Origin of the sequence: Pseudomonas sp. AF03-9 (assembly GCF_020515815.1) — a bacterium.
GTDB lineage: Bacteria > Pseudomonadota > Gammaproteobacteria > Pseudomonadales > Pseudomonadaceae > Aquipseudomonas.
Map to the genome: position 1 here is coordinate 123,848 of NZ_JAHPJF010000002.1, position 17,611 is coordinate 141,458.

At 61.6% G+C, this 17,611-nt stretch carries 11 protein-coding genes; 5 read left to right on the top strand and 6 right to left on the bottom strand.

Annotation, left to right across the window (positions count from 1 at the left end; genetic code table 11):
* Positions 1 to 115: 115 nt before the first annotated feature.
* Positions 116 to 2,515, top strand: coding sequence for a sensor domain-containing diguanylate cyclase (locus LIY36_RS04225; protein ID WP_226454902.1), 2,400 nt, complete (start codon positions 116 to 118; stop codon positions 2,513 to 2,515).
* 26 nt (positions 2,516 to 2,541) lie between these two features.
* Here the strand turns inward: LIY36_RS04225 and dacB are convergent, their stop codons facing one another.
* Positions 2,542 to 4,002 carry a D-alanyl-D-alanine carboxypeptidase/D-alanyl-D-alanine endopeptidase gene (gene dacB / locus LIY36_RS04230; protein WP_226454903.1) on the bottom strand — a complete coding sequence of 487 codons (1,461 nt, stop codon included), beginning with the start codon at positions 4,000 to 4,002 and terminating at the stop codon, positions 2,542 to 2,544.
* Positions 4,003 to 4,239: 237 nt separating this feature from the next.
* Between dacB and LIY36_RS04235 the strand changes: the two genes are divergently transcribed.
* Positions 4,240 to 4,584, top strand: coding sequence for a YggL family protein (locus tag LIY36_RS04235; RefSeq protein ID WP_016979277.1), 345 nt, complete (start codon positions 4,240 to 4,242; stop codon positions 4,582 to 4,584).
* 37 nt (positions 4,585 to 4,621) lie between these two features.
* Here LIY36_RS04235 and LIY36_RS04240 read toward each other — a convergent pair whose 3' ends face one another.
* Positions 4,622 to 5,812, bottom strand: a complete 1,191-nt coding sequence (locus tag LIY36_RS04240) for a benzoate/H(+) symporter BenE family transporter (protein ID WP_226454904.1) — start codon at positions 5,810 to 5,812, stop codon at positions 4,622 to 4,624.
* 214 nt (positions 5,813 to 6,026) lie between these two features.
* On the opposite strand from LIY36_RS04240, the gene LIY36_RS04245 reads away from it, so the two are divergent.
* Complete coding sequence (locus LIY36_RS04245) at positions 6,027 to 6,791, top strand: GntR family transcriptional regulator (RefSeq protein ID WP_192297145.1); 765 nt, start codon at positions 6,027 to 6,029, stop codon at positions 6,789 to 6,791.
* 140 nt (positions 6,792 to 6,931) lie between these two features.
* Here the strand turns inward: LIY36_RS04245 and guaD are convergent, their stop codons facing one another.
* The 4 genes from guaD to xdhA form a co-directional block, all read right to left on the bottom strand.
* Entirely contained in the window at positions 6,932 to 8,236 is a 1,305-nt protein-coding gene (gene guaD / locus LIY36_RS04250) for a guanine deaminase (RefSeq protein ID WP_192297144.1), read from the bottom strand.
* A 12-nt stretch (positions 8,237 to 8,248) separates the two neighbouring features.
* Positions 8,249 to 9,088: a xanthine dehydrogenase accessory protein XdhC gene (xdhC, locus tag LIY36_RS04255; RefSeq protein ID WP_226454905.1), complete on the bottom strand. Its 840-nt coding sequence runs from the start codon at positions 9,086 to 9,088 to the stop codon at positions 8,249 to 8,251.
* 122 nt (positions 9,089 to 9,210) lie between these two features.
* On the bottom strand, positions 9,211 to 11,610 hold the full coding sequence (xdhB, locus tag LIY36_RS04260; RefSeq protein WP_226454906.1) for a xanthine dehydrogenase molybdopterin binding subunit: 2,400 nt from the start codon (positions 11,608 to 11,610) through the stop codon (positions 9,211 to 9,213).
* Positions 11,603 to 13,051, bottom strand: a complete 1,449-nt coding sequence (xdhA, locus tag LIY36_RS04265) for a xanthine dehydrogenase small subunit (RefSeq protein WP_226454907.1) — start codon at positions 13,049 to 13,051, stop codon at positions 11,603 to 11,605. Before xdhA ends, xdhB begins: the two co-directional genes overlap by 8 nt.
* A 280-nt stretch (positions 13,052 to 13,331) precedes the next feature.
* Between xdhA and LIY36_RS04270 the strand changes: the two genes are divergently transcribed.
* Together LIY36_RS04270 and smc are read left to right on the top strand one after the other, a co-directional pair.
* The gene (locus LIY36_RS04270) at positions 13,332 to 13,991 is read left to right on the top strand and encodes a GntR family transcriptional regulator (protein ID WP_192297140.1); all 660 of its coding nucleotides are present in this window, start codon (positions 13,332 to 13,334) and stop codon (positions 13,989 to 13,991) included.
* A gap of 2 nt (positions 13,992 to 13,993) precedes the next feature.
* Positions 13,994 to 17,482: a chromosome segregation protein SMC gene (gene smc / locus LIY36_RS04275; protein WP_226454908.1), complete on the top strand. Its 3,489-nt coding sequence runs from the start codon at positions 13,994 to 13,996 to the stop codon at positions 17,480 to 17,482.
* Positions 17,483 to 17,611: the final 129 nt, after the last annotated feature.

Consider the following 17,611-nt stretch of genomic DNA (forward strand, 5'->3'; position numbering starts at 1 on the left):
TGGATTTTTCCGGGCTTGCGGCTTTTTTGCGCTGGTCAAATACAGGGCCGATGGCTATAACTAAATGCCTAGCCAAAGTGACACCCCCCGCACGCTGGCGTTGTGAGTGTTGCCTATGCCGTTGCAAGCCGTTCGCCCGAAAATCCTTGGTTTTATCAGTGAGCAGGCATCGGCTTGGCTGGTGGCGTTGATGGTGTTCCTGGCCGGTGGCGCGCTGACGTTGATCATCGCCTGGGCCGCCTCCGACCTCTACGAGCAGCAGGTGCGCCAACGCTTTCAACTGCTGGTCAATGAACGCTACACCCGCCTGCAAGAGCGCTTCGAGGACCAGGAGCAACGCTTGGGCAGCCTGCGGCGTTTTTTCGTCAACTCCGGCGAGGTTTCCCGCGAAGAATTCGATGGTTTTGCCCAGCCCCTGCTGTTGCGGACCCGTGCTTATGCCTGGGCGCCACGGGTGTTTCGCGACCAGCGCAGTGCGTTTGAAGAGGACGTGTCGCGCCAGCGCGGTGAGCCGTTCAGCATTCGTGAGTTGAATGCCCAAGGGGAGCTGGCGTCGGCGCCCGAGCGCGATGAATACGTGCCGGTGCTCTACAGCCAGACCCAGAGCCTGCTCGGCTCGCCCCTGGGCTTTGACTTGCTGGCCCAGCCGCTGCGGCGTTCAGTTCTTGAGCGTGCGTTGAAGACGGGCAAGCTGGCCGTGTCGCAACCCATGCAACTGGTCGGCGTCGAACCGGCCTACGCCGCCGGGGTCTTGCTGGTGGCCCCCGTGAGTAAGCTGCCCGAAACCCAACAATCCCAGGCTGAGCCCTACGGCTATGTGATGGCGGTGATCAGCATGCGGCAATTGGTGGCCGACGGTTTGCCCAAGCCGAACCGTGACAACCTGGTCATGCAGATCATCGACACGTCCGACATCCACAAGCGCGCACTGTATGAGTCCAGCAATGCGCCGGGCGGCAGCGACCTGGTGGCCGCACGCCGGCTGAGCTTGGGGGATCATGTGTATGCCTTGAACCTGCGTCCGAGCCAGGTGTTCGACCAGGCCAACCATTCCTCGATGAGTACGATCCTGACCATGGGCGGGCTGCTTAGCCTGTTGCTCAGCGCGTTGCTGTATGTGTTGGTCAGCCAGCGCCAGCGCGCGCTGAAACTGGTCGAGCAACGCACCGAGCAGTTGCGTGTGCGAGAGCTGGAGTTGCGCGGCGCCCATGGGCAACTGCGCAGCGTGCTGAATGCGGCGACCCAAGTCGCAATCATTGCTACTGACCTGCGCGGCGTGATCAACACCTTCAATGCGGGGGCCGAGCAGATGCTGGGGTTCAAGTCCGAGGATATGTTGGGGCGCTTGACCCTGGAGAGCCTGCACCTGGAATCGGAGCTCGATGCCCGCGCCGCCACGCTGAGCATGGCCATGGGCAAGCGGATTCCGCCAAGCCAGGCGATGCTGGTGGAGCGTCCCGACCACCAGCACGAGGCTCGGGAGTGGACCCTCAAGCGCCGGGACGGCAGCCAACTGACCGTGAATATGCTGGCCACCGTATTGCTCGATGACCATGGCTTGTGGGTCGGGCACTTGGCGATCTACCTCGACATCACCGAGCAAAAGCGCGCCTACGAGGCCCTGGCCGCGCGGGACCGCCTGCTCAAGAAACTCAGTGCCCACGTGCCCGGCGGGATCTTCCAGTTCACCCTCGAAGCCCACGAAAAGTGGCGTTTCATCTACGCCAGCGATGGCATGCGCGATATTTATGAAATCGAGCCTGGCACGTTGCAACAGGACGCCAGCCGGGTGCTTGAGCGCATTCATCCCCTGGATGTGGAGCGGGTGCGGGCATCGATTCGTCTATCTGCGTTGCAGTTGAGCCATTGGCGTGAAGAGTACCGTGTGCAGTTGCCGCAACGCGGCCTGCGCTGGATTCGCGGCGAAGCCACGCCGGAAGAATTACCGGGAGGCGGCACCTTGTGGCATGGCTACGTGTCGGATATTTCCGATCTGAAACGGGTCGAGGAAGAGCTGCGCGCGCTCTCCATCACCGACTCTCTGACTGGTATCCACAACCGCCGCTATTTCCAGGACCGCCTCAAGGCCGAGATGTTACGACTCAACCGCGTCTCGGGTTCGCTGTCGTTGATCATGCTGGATATTGACCACTTCAAGCGGATCAACGACCAGCATGGCCACGGCGTGGGCGATGGGGTGTTGCAGGAGCTGTGCAGGCGCATCAGCGTGCGCCTGCGGCGTACCGACGTGTTCTGCCGCCTGGGCGGTGAAGAGTTCATGGTGCTGTGCCCCAACACCGACGGCAAGCAGGCCTACAGCCTGGCGATGGAATTGTGGCAGTCGTTGCGCAATGCGCCGATGGAGCCGGTGGGCATTGTCACTGCCAGCTTTGGTGTGGCCAGTTGGCGGGTGGATGAAGGCATCGATGGCTTGCTGTTGCGGGCGGACTCGGCGGTGTATGTCGCCAAGCAGGCGGGCAGGGACCGGGTGGAGGTTGAAGGCTTGCGTACGTGATACCGTCGCAAGCCCGCTCCCACAGATTAAAGGACTGGAGCGGCCGCCACCGCCTTCGGCTGGCGGTAAAGGTCCAGCAACACCTGATCCAGCACCGACGATGCCCCCCACGGCTTCGGATCGTTGAGGATTGCCACCACCGCCCAGGTATTGCCGTTGTTATCGCGGCTGAATCCGGCGATGGCGCGCACGGTGTTCAAGGTGCCGGTCTTGACGTGGGCTTCGCCGCGCATCGCGGTGGTCTTCAGGCGTTTACGCATGGTGCCGTCGGTGCCGGCAATCGGCAGTGAGCTGATGTACTCCGCCGCGTAGGGGCTTTTCCATGCCGCTTGCAGCATGGCGGCCATCTCGCGGGCGCTGACGCGCTCGGCACGGGACAGGCCGGAGCCGTTCTCCATCACCAGGTGCGGCGCGGTGATGCCCTTCTTCGCCAACCATTGGCGCACGACACGCTGGCCGGCCTTGGCGTCGTCACCGTCGGCATCGTTGCGAAACTGCGCGCCCAGGCTCAGGAACAACTGCTGGGCCATGGTGTTGTTACTGTATTTGTTGATGTCGCGGATGATTTCCGCCAGGTCCGGCGAGAACGCGCGAGCCAGTACCTTGGCATCCTTGGGCACTGGCGCCTGGATGTCGCGGCCCTGGATGGAACCGCCCAGCTCCTGCCAGATCGCGCGCACGGCGCCGGCGGTGTAGGTGGCGTGGTCGAGCAGCGACAGATAGGTCTGCGAACTGCAACCGTCGGCCAACTGGCCGCTGACGGTCACCGTCACGCTGCCATCGGCAGCCGTTACCGGGTTGTAGCGCACGTCGCCGGTGCATTGCTTGGCGTTGGACACCTTGACCTGATTGTCGATGCGGATGCTGGCAATTGGCGGCTCGACCGAGACGATCACCCGCCCCGAATCATTGCGGGTCACAAAACGCAGGGCCTTGAGGTTGACCAGCAGGGCGTCGGGCTTGACCAGGAACGGCTTGTTCTCGTCGTTGCCATCGTCATTGAACTCGGGCAAGAGCGGCTGTTTGAAGAAGGCACGGTCCAGCACCAGGTCGCCGGTGACTTGCTGCACACCGTTGGCGCGCAGGTCGCGCATCAGCAGCCAGAGTTTTTCCATGTTCAGCTTGGGGTCGCCACCGCCCTTGAGGTACAGGTTGCCGTGCAACACGCCACCGCTGAGGGTGCCGTCGGTGTAGAACTCGGTTTTCCACTGGTGGTTGGGCCCCAGCATTTCCAGGGCCGCGTAGGTGGTGACCAGCTTCATGGTGGATGCTGGGTTGACCGAGACGTCGGCGTTGAAGATGGTCGGCGTGCCCGGGCCGTTCAGGGGGATCATCACCAGGGACAGCGCGTTGTTTTGCAGCTTGGCTTTTGCCAGTGCCTGCTGGACGTTGGGTGGCAGGGTGTTGGTGACGGTGGCGGCGGTAGCAGAGAAGGCCAGTGGCAGAAGAAGACCGGCAAGGAGCAATGGACGCAAAGATTTGATCATAAAGAATAAAACCCTACTGCTGAGGAGGGTGAAAAAGGCGAGGGGCAAATAAGAAAAATCCCTCATTGGTCACGAAAGTGTCGGCATTATGCCCCAAGGTAGGGCCTGTTGTAGCTGAACGATAGCTGGAAATCGGCGTTTTTTTGCAGGCAATTTGCCGCCCGTCCCAGAGAGTCGGGCAATCGCCGTCTTAAACTGCTAAAGTGCCGCCCGTTATTACTTAAGAGGATTGTTCCAATGGCGACTAACCGTTCCCAGCGTCTGCGCAAAAAACTGTGCGTTGATGAATTTCAAGAGCTGGGTTTCGAACTGAACCTGGACTTCAACGAAGGCCTGAGTGAAGAAGCTATCGACGCTTTCCTCGAAGCATTCATCAAAGAAGCCATGGAAGCCAACGGTCTGGGTTATGTCGGCGGCGATGACTTCGGTCTGGTTTGCCTGCAGAAGCGTGGCTCGGTCTCCGAAGAGCAACGTGCTGCCGTTGAAGCCTGGCTGAAAACCCGTTCCGAGCTGACCAAGGCTGAAGTCAGCCCGTTGCTGGACGTGTGGTATCCGGAAAAGCCGATCAACGCGGCTAAGTGATACTGAAAAAAACGGCGACCCAAGGGTCGCCGTTTTTTTATGCCTTGCGCCAGTTCAGGATCAACAGCGTCAACACCCCCGCGACAATCCCCCAGAACGCCGACCCGATGGAAAACAACGTCAAGCCTGACGCAGTGACCATAAAGGTGATCAACGCCGCCTCCCGCTCCTTCGGCTCCTTCATGGCGATGCTCAGGCCATTGATGATCGAGCCAAACAACGCCAGTGCCGCAATCGACAGCACCAGTTCCTTGGGCAATGCGGCGAACAGTGCCGCCAGCGTCGCGCCAAACACCCCGGCAATCCCGTAGAACACCCCGCACCAGACCGCCGCCGTGTAGCGCTTGTTACGGTCTTCATGGGCGTGAGGCCCGGTGCAGATCGCCGCGCTGATCGCCGCCAGGTTGATGCCATGGGAGCCGAAGGGCGACAGTACCAGGGATGCGAGGCCCGTGGCGGTGATCAGCGGCGAGGCTGGAACGTTGTAGCCATCTGCGCGCAAGACCGCCACGCCGGGCATGTTTTGCGAGGTCATCGCCACCACGAACAGCGGGATGCCGATGCTGATGGTCGCCGCCAGGGAGAAGTGCGGGGTGGTCCATACCGGCGTCGCCACTTCCAGGTGGAAGCCGCTGAAATCCAACAGGCCCAACCACCCCGACAGCAGGGTGCCGAGCACCAGCGCAGCCAACACCGCATAACGCGGCGACAGGCGCTTGATGATCAGGTAGGTGAAAAACATCCCCAGTACCAGGCCGGTGCGGTGTTGCGCGGCGACAAAAATCTCGCTGCCGATCTTGAACAGAATCCCCGCCAGCAAGGCCGCAGCCAGCGACGCCGGGATGCGCTTGACGAGCCTTTCAAAACTGCCGGTCAACCCGCAGATCGTCACCAGCACCGCGCAGGTGATATAGGCGCCGATGGCCTCGCCGTAACTCACTCCCCCCAGGCTGGTGATCAGCAACGCGGCGCCGGGTGTCGACCAGGCAATGGTGATCGGCGTGCGATAGCGCAAGGACAGGCCGATGCTGCACACCGCCATGCCGATGGAAATCGCCCAGATCCACGAGGAAATCTGCGCCGTGGTCAAACCGGCGGCCTGGCCGGCCTGGAACATCAGCACCAGGGAGCTGGTATAGCCGGTCATCATGGCGATGAAACCGGCGACGATCGCCGATGCAGAGGTGTCGGCCAGCGGGCGCAGCGGCGCTTGGGCGGCTTCGGACATAGAAAGGTGTTCCTTTAACCAGAGAAATTGCTGATTCAAGCCTAAACTCAAACGTAACCACTCATTGCAATACAGCCGAGACCGCAAACAGCCGTACAGTGTGTTGGCGCAATCGGTTGTGTACAATGTGCGCTGTTTTTAGGTGATACTTGCCAGCAACACGCTGTTGCCGTATTACCGTTATTTCGCCGCCGTTCTCCCGACCCGAGTGCCCATGAACGAACAGTTGCAACCTCTCAAGAAACAACCGCGAGCTGGCAAGGCCGGTCGCAGCGGAACCCAGGACGATATTGTCTACGCGCATATCTTCGAGGCGATCCTCGAACAACGCCTGGCACCCGGCACCAAATTGAGCGAAGAGGCACTGGGCGAAATCTTCGGCGTCAGCCGCACCATCATTCGTCGCGCCCTGTCGCGCCTGGCCCATGAAGGCGTGGTGCTGCTGCGGCCCAACCGCGGTGCAGTGGTTGCCAGCCCGAGTGTGGAAGAGGCCCGCCAGGTATTTATGGCGCGGCGCCTGGTAGAACGCGCGATTACCGAGCTGGCGGTCCAGCACGCCACTGCCGAACAATTGGCCGAACTGCGCCAGATGGTCAACGACGAGCGCGACAGCTTTTCCCGTGGCGACCGTGGGGCGGGTATCCGTCTCTCCGGCGAATTCCACCTCAAGCTGGCCGAGGCGGCGAAAAACGCGCCGCTGATCAGCTTCCAGCGCAGCCTGGTGTCCCAGACGTCATTGATCATCGCCCAGTACGAAAGCGGCAACCGCTCGCACTGCTCCTACGATGAACACACCCAGTTGATCGATGCGATCGAAGCGCGGGACGCGGCGTTGGCCGTGGACCTGATGATGCATCACATGGATCACATCGACAGCAAGCTCAACCTCGATGAGGAAAGTGCGTCGGATGATTTGCATGCGGTGTTTTCGCATTTGTTGCAGACCAAGAAGCCGGGGCGCTCTTCAGTAAAACTGTAATTTCCCTGAATCACCGGGGACAAAAAATGTGGGAGCGGGCTTGCTCGCGAATGCGGTGTATCAGTCGACAGATGTGTTGACTGATCCACCGCTTTCGCGAGCAAGCCCGCTCCCACATTGGTTTTGTGGTGTTGCTGAAATTAGCGTTGGTGTACCAATTGCCCGGCCGCATAGGTCTGCAACACCGTCCGATCATCCCCAAGCGTCATCAGCACAAACAACGTCTCGGCAATGTCATTGGCCTGTTTCAAGCGATAGCTCAGCAGCGGCGTGGCGTTGTAGTCCAGCACCAGGAAATCCGCATCCGTGCCCGGCTGCAACGTACCGATCTTGTCTTCCAGGCGCAGCGCCCGTGCGCCGCCCAATGTGGCGAGATACAGCGACTTGAACGGGCTCAATCGCGCGCCCTGCAACTGCATGACCTTGTAGGCTTCGTTCAAGGTTTGCAGCAACGAGAAGCTGGTGCCGCCGCCCACGTCCGTGCCCAGCCCTACATTCAATTTGTGTTTTTCCGCCATCGGCAGGTTGAACAAACCACTGCCGAGGAACAGGTTCGACGTCGGGCAGAACGCCACCGCCGAACCGGTCTCCGCCAACCGCGCGCACTCGTCATCACACAGGTGCACACCGTGGGCAAACACCGAGCGCTCGCCGAGCAGTTGGTAATGGTCGTACACATCCAGGTAGCCGTTTCGCTCGGGGAACAGCTCTTTTACCCACTCGATTTCCTGCTTGTTCTCACTGATGTGAGTCTGCATGTACAGGTCCGGGTATTCCCCCAGCAGTTGCCCGGCCAGCGCCAGTTGTTCCGGCGTGCTGGTCGGCGCGAAGCGTGGCGTCACGGCGTAGTGCAGGCGGCCCTTGCCGTGCCAGCGCTCGATCAGCGCCTTGCTTTGCTGGTAGCCGGTTTCGGCGGTGTCGGTCAGGTAGTCCGGGGCATTGCGGTCCATCATCACCTTGCCGGCGATCATGCGCAGGTCGAGTTTTTCCGCTGCTTCAAAGAACGCATTCACCGACTGCGGATGCACGCTGCCGAACACCAACGCAGTGGTGGTGCCGTTGCGTAGGAGTTCCTTGATGAAGATGTCAGCGACTTCCTCGGCGTGGGCCTTGTCGGCGAATTGGCTTTCACACGGGAAGGTGTAGGTGTTGAGCCAGTCCAGCAACTGCTCGCCGTAGGCGCCGACCATGCCGGTTTGCGGCAGGTGGATGTGGGTGTCGATCAGGCCGGGTGTGATCAGCGCGTCCTGGTAGTGGGTGATGTCGATGTCGGAAGGTAGAGTCGGCAGCAGGTCCTGCGCATGGCCGACAGCGCTGATCTGACCGTTCTCAATCACCAGTAGGCCATCTTCGAAATACTCGTAGGAGGCTTCGATGCCAACTTCGGCGGGGTCGGCGATGCTGTGCAGAATGGCGGCACGGTAGGCTTTGCGAGTCAAAGGCATGGTTATCTCAATTCAAATGGCTTGGCTGCGGCGTGAAGCCGGCAGCAGTTTGGCAATCGGTTCGGCGCTGGCGGTGTGCTGGCCGAAATTGGCGTTATAGGTGGCGATGATCTCGCCGGCGATGGAGATGGCGATCTCTACCGGCAATTTGCCCTTTACCTCGCTGAGGCCCATGGGGCAGCGCATGCGTTGCAATTGCGCGGCGTCGAAGCCGCGATCACGCAGACGGTGTTCGAACTTGACGCGTTTGGTCTTCGAGCCGATCAGGCCGAAGTAGGCGAAGTCGTTGCGTTTGAGCAGGGCGGCGGTGAGTTCCAGGTCCAGCGCGTGATTGTGGGTCATGACGATGCAGTAACTGCCCGCTGGTAGGTCGGCAATTTCGTCGACCGGCTCTTCGCTGACGATTTTACGCACGCCCTGGGGGATATGTTCCGGAAACTCCTGTTCACGCGAATCGATCCAGCGCACCCGGCACGGCAGGCTCGCCAGCAACGGCACCAGCGCGCGGCCGACGTGGCCGGCGCCAAACACCGCGATCTGTGCCTGCACCTGGCCCATAGGTTCGAACAGCAGCACCGTCACGCCGCCGCAGCACTGGCCCAGGCTGGCGCCGAGGCTGAAGCGCTCCAGATGGGTGTTCTGCTGGCCACGCACGAGCATGTCCCGGGCGATCTGCATCGCCTTGTATTCCAGGTTCCCGCCGCCGATGGTGTCGAAGGTCTGGGCGGCGCTGATCACCATCTTGGAACCGGCATTGCGTGGTGTGGAGCCGAGTTCTTCGATGATGGTCACAAGCACGCAGGGTTCGCCGCTGGTTTGCAGGTGGGCGAGGGCGCTGATCCAGTTGTTCATGTCTACCTCAACATTTCTGTTGTCAGTCAGGCCGCTATCGCAGGCAAGCCAGCTCCCACATTTGACGGTGTTCACAGATCAAAATGTGGGAGCTGGCTTGCCTGCGAAGGCAGCGCCTCGGTCTAGAGCGAAGCCATCTCGGTATCAGCCTCAACCACCTTCGCCGCCGTCAACTGGCGCATCTGCTCACAGCCCCACAGCACCCGTTCCGGCGTCGCCGGTGCATCGATCTTTGGCTGATGCCGGTAATCCGCCAGGCTCGCCACCGCATCCTTGATCGCGCACCACGAGGCAATCCCGAGCATGAACGGCGGTTCGCCCACAGCCTTGGAATGGAACACCGTGTCCTCCGGGTTCTTGCGGTTTTCCACCAGCTTGACCCGCAGGTCCAGCGGCATGTCCGCCACCGCCGGGATCTTGTAACTGGCCGGGCCGTTGGTCATCAGCTTGCCCTTGTTGTTCCACACCAACTCTTCCATGGTCAGCCAGCCCATGCCCTGGATGAACCCGCCTTCCACCTGGCCGATGTCGATGGCCGGGTTCAGCGAGGCGCCCACGTCGTGGAGGATGTCGGTGCGTAGCATCTTGTATTCGCCGGTCAGGGTATCGACGATCACTTCGCAGCACGCCGCGCCGAAGGCGAAGTAGTAGAACGGCCGGCCGCGTGACTGGCTGCGGTCGTAGAAGATTTTCGGGGTTTTGTAGAACCCGGTACTCGACAGCGAAACCTGGGCGAAATACGCCTGCTGGATCAGCGCTTCGAAGGTCAGGATCTGCTCGCGCACGCGCACATGGCCGTTGTGGAACGCCACGTCGGCCTCACTGACGTCGTACTTGCGCGCAGCAAACTCCACCAGGCGTTGCTTGATGGTTTCGGCGGCGTTCTGCGCGGCCTTGCCGTTCAGGTCGGCACCGCTGGAGGCGGCAGTCGGCGAAGTGTTGGGCACTTTGTCGGTGTTGGTGGCGGTGATCTGCACGCGGTCGATTTCCACCTGGAACACTTCGGCCACCACTTGCGCGACCTTGGTGTTCAAGCCCTGGCCCATTTCGGTGCCGCCGTGGTTCAGGTGGATGCTGCCGTCCGTGTAGATATGGATCAGCGCACCGGCCTGGTTGAGGAAACTGGCGGTAAACGAAATGCCGAACTTCACCGGGGTCAACGCCAGGCCTTTTTTCAGGATCGGGCTATGGGCGTTGTACAGGCGGATCGCTTCGCGGCGCTCGGCGTATTGGCTGCTGGCCTCCAGTTCGGCGGTCATCTCTTCGAGCAGGTTGTGTTCGACGGTCTGGTAGTAGTGGGTGACGTTGCGCTCGGTCTTGCCGTAGTAGTTGGCCTTGCGCACTGCCAGCGGATCGAGGGCTAGATGGCGCGCGATGGCGTCCATCACCTCCTCGATGGCGACCATGCCTTGCGGGCCGCCGAAGCCGCGATACGCGGTGTTGGACGCGGTGTTGGTCTTGCAGCGATGGCCGTTGACGGTGGCGTCGCCCAGGTAATAGGCGTTGTCGGCGTGGAACATCGCACGGTCGACAATCGAGTTGGACAAGTCCGGCGAGCAGCCGCAGTTGCCGGCCAGGTCCAGGTTGATCCCGTGCAAGCGGCCGCTGTCGTCAAAGCCCACGTCGTATTCGATATAGAAGGGGTGGCGCTTGCCGGTCATCAGCATGTCTTCGACACGCGGCAGGCGCATCTTGGTCGGCTGGCCGGTGAGGCTCGCGACCACCGCGCACAGGCACGCGGGGCTGGCGGCCTGGGTTTCCTTGCCGCCGAAACCACCGCCCATGCGGCGCATGTCGACCACGATTTTGTTCATCGACACGTCCAGCACTTCGGCCACCAGTTTCTGCACTTCGGTGGGGTTCTGCGTGGAGCAGTAGACGATCATGCCGCCGTCTTCGGTGGGCATTACCGAGGAGATTTGCGTCTCCAGGTAGAAGTGTTCCTGGCCGCCGATGTGCAGGGTGCCCTGGATACGGTTTTTGGCCGACGCCAGCGCGCCTGCCGAATCACCCCGTTGGTGGGTGTGGCTGTCGAGCACAAAGTGCTTGTTGCGGAAGGCCTCGACCACATCCAGCACTGGCTCTAGGTCTTCGTATTCGATCACCGCAGCCATCGCGGCTTTGCGCGCGGTTTCCAGATCACGCGCGGCGACGGCGAGTACGACCTGGCCGACGAACTGCACCGTGTCGATGGCCAGCAACGGGTCGCCGGGCAGCAGTGGGCCGATGTCTTTCAGGCCTGGCACGTCTTCGTGGGTGATGACGATACGCACGCCTTCGAAGGCGTAGCAGGGCGCAGTGTCGATGCTGAGGATTTTCGCGTGGGCGCGGTCGGACATGCGCGCATACAGGTGCAACTGGTTGGGGAATTCCAGGCGGTCATCGATGTACTGCGCTTCGCCGCTGACGTGCTTGGCGGCGCTGTCATGCTTGACGCTGCGGCCGACTCCGGTGGTGAGGTCCTGGGCGAACAACTCGGCCAGTTCGGCCTGGGTTTTAACGACGGCGTGATGGTTAGACATAAGCGGTCACCCGAGTCTCGATGTGCGGTGTTTGCAGCTCGATGAAGTATTTGCGCAGCAGGTTCTGTGCGCTGAGCAGGCGGTATTCCTTACTGGCGCGGAAGTCCGACAGCGGGGTGAAATCCTCGGCCAGGGCGGCGCAGGCGTTCTCGACGGTGGCGCTGTTCCAGGTGGCGCCGAGCAACGCGGCCTCGCAGCTTTTGGCGCGTTTGGGCGTGGCGGCCATGCCACCGAATGCCACGCGGGCTTCGCGCACCACACCATTGTCGATCTTCAGGTTGAACGCGGCGCAGACCGCGGAAATATCATCGTCCAGGCGCTTGGACACCTTGTAGGCGCGAAACAGTGCATGGCCCTTGGGTACGATGATTTTTTCGATGAATTCGCTGTCCTGGCGGGCGGTGACGCGGTAGTCGATGAAATAGTCTTCCAGCGCCAGGGTGCGACGGGTGTTGCCCTTGCACAGCACGATCTGCGCGCCGAGGGCGATCAGCAGCGGCGGCGAATCGCCAATCGGCGAGGCGTTGCCAATGTTGCCACCGAGGGTGCCCTGGTTGCGGATCTGCAAGGAGGCAAAGCGCTGCAGCAGTTCACCGAAGTCCGGGTAGGCCTGGTGCAGCGCGGTGTAGCAATCGGAGAGGGCAGTGGCGGCGCCGATTTCCAGGCGGTCGTCAAAGTCTTCGATGCGCTTCATCTCTTCGATGTTGCCGACGTAGATCATCACTGGCAGGGTGCGGTGAAACTGCGTGACTTCCAGCGCCAGGTCGGTGCCGCCAGCCAACAGACGCGCTTGCGGGTAGGAATCGTAGAGGTCGGCCAGGTCGGCGACGGTCAGTGGCACCAGGCAGCGTTTGTCGCCGCTGTTGAGTTCGCCGGTCTGGGTCGGCGCGATGGCTTTGAGGCGCGCGATGGTCTGGGCTTCTCGGCTGTCGAACTGATCCTGGGGTTTGTTGCAGCAGGCCTGTTCGGCAGCGGCGAGGATCGGGCGATAGCCGGTGCAGCGGCACAGGTTGCCGGCCAGGGCCTCATGGGCTTTTTGGCTGTCGGGGGCGTCGCTGTTCTTTTGCAGGGCGAACAGCGACATCACGAAACCGGGGGTGCAAAAGCCGCACTGCGAGCCGTGGCACTCGACCATCGCCTGCTGCACGCTGTGCAGTTGGCCCTGGTGCTTGAGGTCTTCGACGCTGATCAGTTGTTTGCCGTGCAGCGACGACACGAAGGTCAGGCACGAGTTGAGGCTGCGATAACGGATCTGCTCGGCGCCCTGGGCGTCGGTGTGCAGTTCGCCGACCACCACGGTGCATGCACCGCAGTCGCCGCTGGCGCAGCCTTCCTTGGTGCCGGGCTTGCCCAGATGCTCGCGCAGATAGTTGAGCACGGTGAGATTGGGGTCCAGGGCGTGCTCGCTACGGAGTTCCTGGTTGAGTAAAAACTGGATCACGGAAGGCCTCGCAGACTCATTATTGTTGTTAACCGCTTTGCGCCGAATCTAGTCATCTCTGACTTTTCGGTCAACGAATTTCTGACCAGGGGGTCAAGAAAATGCGATCGCAACACTTTCAATTATGGTCCAGTCTTCTGGAACCGGCGTTTTCAGGGGCTTTTGAGTTTTCAGCTTTGCTTATTCCGTGCCAAATTCGCCACGGTGGGCGTAGCGCCATCAGCGGGCCAATGCGCTACACTGCCGCGCTTGTATCGATAGAAGATTTTGAAGGGAAAACATGACGTTCAAGGCGCCGGACAGTCTCGCCGAGCAAATCGCTCACCACCTCGCCGAACGCATCATTCGCGGCGAACTCAAGCCTGGGGAGCGCATCCAGGAGCAAAAGGTCACGCTGGCCCTCAATGTCAGCCGTGGTTCCGTGCGCGAAGCCTTGTTGATCCTCGAACGCCGCCACCTCATCGCGATCCTGCCGCGCCGTGGCGCCCACGTCACCGAACTCACCGCGCACAAGGTGCAGAGCCTGTGCACGCTGATGGGCGAGTTGTACATCCTGCTCGGCAATGCGGTCGCCCAAGGCTGGCAGACCCAGGCCGACATGGCGCCGTTCGTGCAGATCCAGCAGCGCCTGGTGACCAATTTCGAGCGCCAGGACATCCGCGCCTTCGTCGAAGAAAGCTTCAACGTGATGCGCGCCGCGTACCCCTTCGCCAACAACCCGTACCTGCAGGAAACCGTCGAGAACCTGCAACCGGCGATGAACCGCGCGTATTACCTGGCGCTGGATCAACGCAAGGCGTCCATGAGCGAATACCTGGTGCTGTTCGAGCAACTGCTCGCCGCCGTACTCGCCCGTGACCTGGCGCAGATCCGCCTGGTGTTGTCGGCCTACGGCGAGCGCAGTTGCTCGCTGGTCATCGCTGCGTTGGCGGACGCCTAAACGTGCGGCTCAAGTGCATCAAGCTGGCGGGGTTCAAATCCTTCGTCGACCCGACCACGGTGAACTTCCCCAGTAACATGGCGGCGGTGGTCGGGCCCAATGGTTGCGGCAAGTCGAACATTATCGACGCCGTCCGCTGGGTGATGGGCGAGAGCTCGGCCAAGAACCTGCGCGGCGAGTCGATGACCGACGTCATCTTCAACGGCTCCACCAGCCGCAAGCCCGTGAGCCAGGCCAGTATCGAACTGGTGTTCGACAACTCCGATGGCACGTTGATTGGCGAGTACGCGGCCTACGCCGAAATCTCGATCCGCCGCAAAGTGACCCGCGACAGCCAGAACAGTTATTTCCTCAACGGCACCAAGTGTCGCCGTCGGGACATCACCGATATTTTCCTTGGCACCGGCCTGGGGCCGCGCAGCTACTCGATCATCGAGCAGGGCATGATCTCCAAGCTGATCGAAGCCAAGCCCGAAGACCTGCGCAACTTTATCGAGGAAGCGGCCGGCATCTCCAAGTACAAGGAGCGCCGCCGCGAGACCGAAAACCGTATCCGCCGCACCCACGAGAACCTCGCCCGTCTCACCGACCTGCGTGAAGAGCTGGAGCGCCAGTTGGAGCGCCTGCACCGCCAGGCCCAGGCCGCCGAGAAGTATCAGGAATACAAGGGCGAGGAGCGCCAGCTCAAGGCGCAACTGTCGGCCCTGCGCTGGCAGGCGTTGAACGAGCAGGTCGGCCAGCGCGAAGCCATCATCGGCACCCAGGAAATCAGCTTTGAAGCCCTGGTGGCCGAGCAGCGCAACGCCGACGCCAGCATCGAGCGCCTGCGCGACGGGCACCATGATTTGTCCGAGCGCTTCAATCTGGTGCAGGGCCGCTTCTATTCGGTGGGCGGCGATATTGCCCGCGTCGAGCAGAGCATCCAGCACGGCCAGCAGCGTTTGCGCCAGTTGCAGGATGATCTCAAGGAAGCCGAACGCGCGCGCCTGGAGACTGAGTCCCACCTGGGCCACGACCGCACCTTGCTGCTGACCCTCGGCGAAGAGCTGGACATGCTCACCCCCGAGCAGGAAGTCACCAGCGCCGCCGCCGAAGAGGCCGCCGCCGCCCTGGAAGAATCCGAAAGCACCATGCATGGCTGGCAGGAGCAGTGGGACACGTTCAACCTGCAATCCGCCGAACCACGCCGCCAGGCCGAGGTGCAGCAGTCGCGCATCCAGCAGCTGGAAACCAGCATGGAACGCCTGGCCGAACGCCAGCGCCGCATGCAGGAAGAGCGCGCGTTGCTGTCCGCCGACCCGGAAGACGCGGCGATCATGGAGCTGAGCGAGCAACTGGCCGAAAGCGAAATGACCCTGGAAGAGCTGGAGGCCAGCGAAGAACAACAAGTGGAGCGCCTGGAGCAGTTGCGCCAGCAGTTGCAACAGGCGACCCAGGCGCAACAGCAGGCCCAGGGCGATTTGCAGCGGCTCAATGGGCGCTTGGCGTCCCTTGAAGCCTTGCAGCAAGCCGCTTTGGACCCGGGCACCGGCACCGCCGAATGGCTGCGCGATCAGCATCTGGCCGAACGCCCGCGCCTGGCGGAAGGCCTGAAAGTGGAAGCGGGCTGGGAGCTGGCGGTGGAAACCGTACTCGGCGCCGACCTGCAAGCGGTGCTGGTGGATGATTTTGGCGGCTTTGACTTGGCCGGGTTTGCCCAGGGCGATCTGCGTTTGCTCAGCCCGGCGGCGGATGGCACGCGGGTGCCGGGCAGTCTGTTGGACAAAGTTGAAGCGGCGATTGATCTGTCGCCCTGGCTGGGCCAGGTCAAGCCGGTGGATTCCCTGGAGCAGGCCCTGGCCCAGCGTGGTCAAATGGCGGCCGGCGAAAGCCTGATCAGCCGTGACGGCTACTGGGTCGGCCGGCACTTCCTGCGGGTGCGCCGCGCCAGTGAAGCGGAAAGCGGCGTATTGGCCCGTGGCCAGGAAATCGTCAACCTGATCGCCGAGCGTGAAGAGCGCGAAGCCACCCTGGAAAGCCTGGAAACCCAACTGCAAACCCTGCGCGCCACCCAGCGCCAGCAAGAGACCGGCCGCGAACACCTGCGCCGTCTGTTGCAGGACGAAGCGCGCCAGCAAGGCGAGCTGAAAGCCCAGCTGTCCGCGAGCAAAGCCAAGGTCGAGCAACTGACCCTGCGCCGCACCCGCCTCGACGAAGAAGTTGCGGAAATGGGCGAGCAGCGCGCCCTGGAACATGAACAGATCGGCGAAGCGCGCCTGCAGTTGCAGGAAGCCCTCGACAGCATGGCCCTCGACACCGAGCAGCGCGAACTGCTGCTGGCCCAGCGTGACAGCCTGCGCGAACGCCTCGACCGTGTGCGTCAGGAGGCCCGCCAGCACAAGGATCATGCGCACCAGCTGGCGGTACGGTTGGGCTCGCTCAAAGCTCAGCACGCGTCCACCGCCCAGGCCCTTGAGCGTCTGGAGATGCAATCCGAACGCCTCACCGAAAAGCGCGAGCAACTGAGTCTCAACCTGGAAGAGGGCGAGGCGCCGCTGGAAGAGTTGCGCCTCAAGCTCGAAGAACTGCTCGACAAGCGCATGACCGTCGACGAAGAACTCAAGACCGCGCAGATCGCCCTGGAAGACGCCGACCGCGAACTGCGCGACGCTGAAAAGCGCCGCACCCAGGCCGAGCAGCAATCCCAGTTGATCCGTGGCCAACTCGAACAACAGCGCATGGAATGGCAAGCCCTGACCGTGCGCCGCAAGACCCTGCAAGACCAGCTGCTTGAAGATGGCTACGACCTGCACGGCGTGCTCAACACGTTGACCACCCAGGCCAACGAGAAAGACGCCGAGGAAGAACTGGAGCGGATTGCCGCGCGTATCCAGCGCCTTGGCGCGATCAACCTCGCGGCCATCGACGAATACCAGCAACAATCCGAGCGTAAACGTTATCTGGACGCGCAGGACGCCGACTTGGTCGAGGCCCTGGACACCCTGGAAAACGTGATCCGCAAGATCGACAAGGAAACCCGCAACCGCTTCAAAGATACCTTTGATCAGATTAATAGCGGTTTACAGGCGTTATTTCCGAAAGTTTTCGGCGGTGGCAGCGCTTACTTGGAACTGACGGGCGAAGATCTACTCGATACAGGGGTAACGATCATGGCGCGGCCTCCGGGCAAGAAGAACAGCACCATCCATTTGTTGTCCGGCGGCGAAAAAGCCCTGACCGCATTGGCCCTGGTATTTGCCATCTTCAAGTTGAACCCGGCGCCGTTCTGCATGCTCGACGAAGTTGACGCGCCATTGGATGACGCTAACGTTGGGCGTTACGCGCGACTGGTTAAAGAGATGTCCCAGACCGTGCAGTTCATCTATATCACCCACAACAAGATCGCCATGGAAATGGCGGATCAATTGATGGGTGTGACGATGCACGAGCCTGGGTGTTCGCGACTGGTTGCGGTGGATGTGGAAGAAGCGATGGCGATGGTGGAATCCTGACCCACGCTTCGAAAGAGAATTTACAGCAGGATGTGAGGTGATTTAACCGTCCGGCAAAGATGGCCTAACGACATAATTGTCCAAGGCATTTTGACAGACGGTGTAAAGTTATCTTTGGTCGTGCTAGTT

Bases quoted from the DNA above. Each gene is read 5' to 3' on its own strand.
- LIY36_RS04225 (WP_226454902.1), top strand. From the start codon at position 116: ATGCCGTTGCAAGCCGTTCGCCCGAAAATCCTTGGTTTTATCAGTGAG.
- dacB (WP_226454903.1), bottom strand. From the start codon at position 4,002: ATGATCAAATCTTTGCGTCCATTGCTCCTTGCCGGTCTTCTTCTGCCA.
- LIY36_RS04235 (WP_016979277.1), top strand. From the start codon at position 4,240: ATGGCGACTAACCGTTCCCAGCGTCTGCGCAAAAAACTGTGCGTTGAT.
- LIY36_RS04240 (WP_226454904.1), bottom strand. From the start codon at position 5,812: ATGTCCGAAGCCGCCCAAGCGCCGCTGCGCCCGCTGGCCGACACCTCT.
- LIY36_RS04245 (WP_192297145.1), top strand. From the start codon at position 6,027: ATGAACGAACAGTTGCAACCTCTCAAGAAACAACCGCGAGCTGGCAAG.
- guaD (WP_192297144.1), bottom strand. From the start codon at position 8,236: ATGCCTTTGACTCGCAAAGCCTACCGTGCCGCCATTCTGCACAGCATC.
- xdhC (WP_226454905.1), bottom strand. From the start codon at position 9,088: ATGAACAACTGGATCAGCGCCCTCGCCCACCTGCAAACCAGCGGCGAA.
- xdhB (WP_226454906.1), bottom strand. From the start codon at position 11,610: ATGTCTAACCATCACGCCGTCGTTAAAACCCAGGCCGAACTGGCCGAG.
- LIY36_RS04270 (WP_192297140.1), top strand. From the start codon at position 13,332: ATGACGTTCAAGGCGCCGGACAGTCTCGCCGAGCAAATCGCTCACCAC.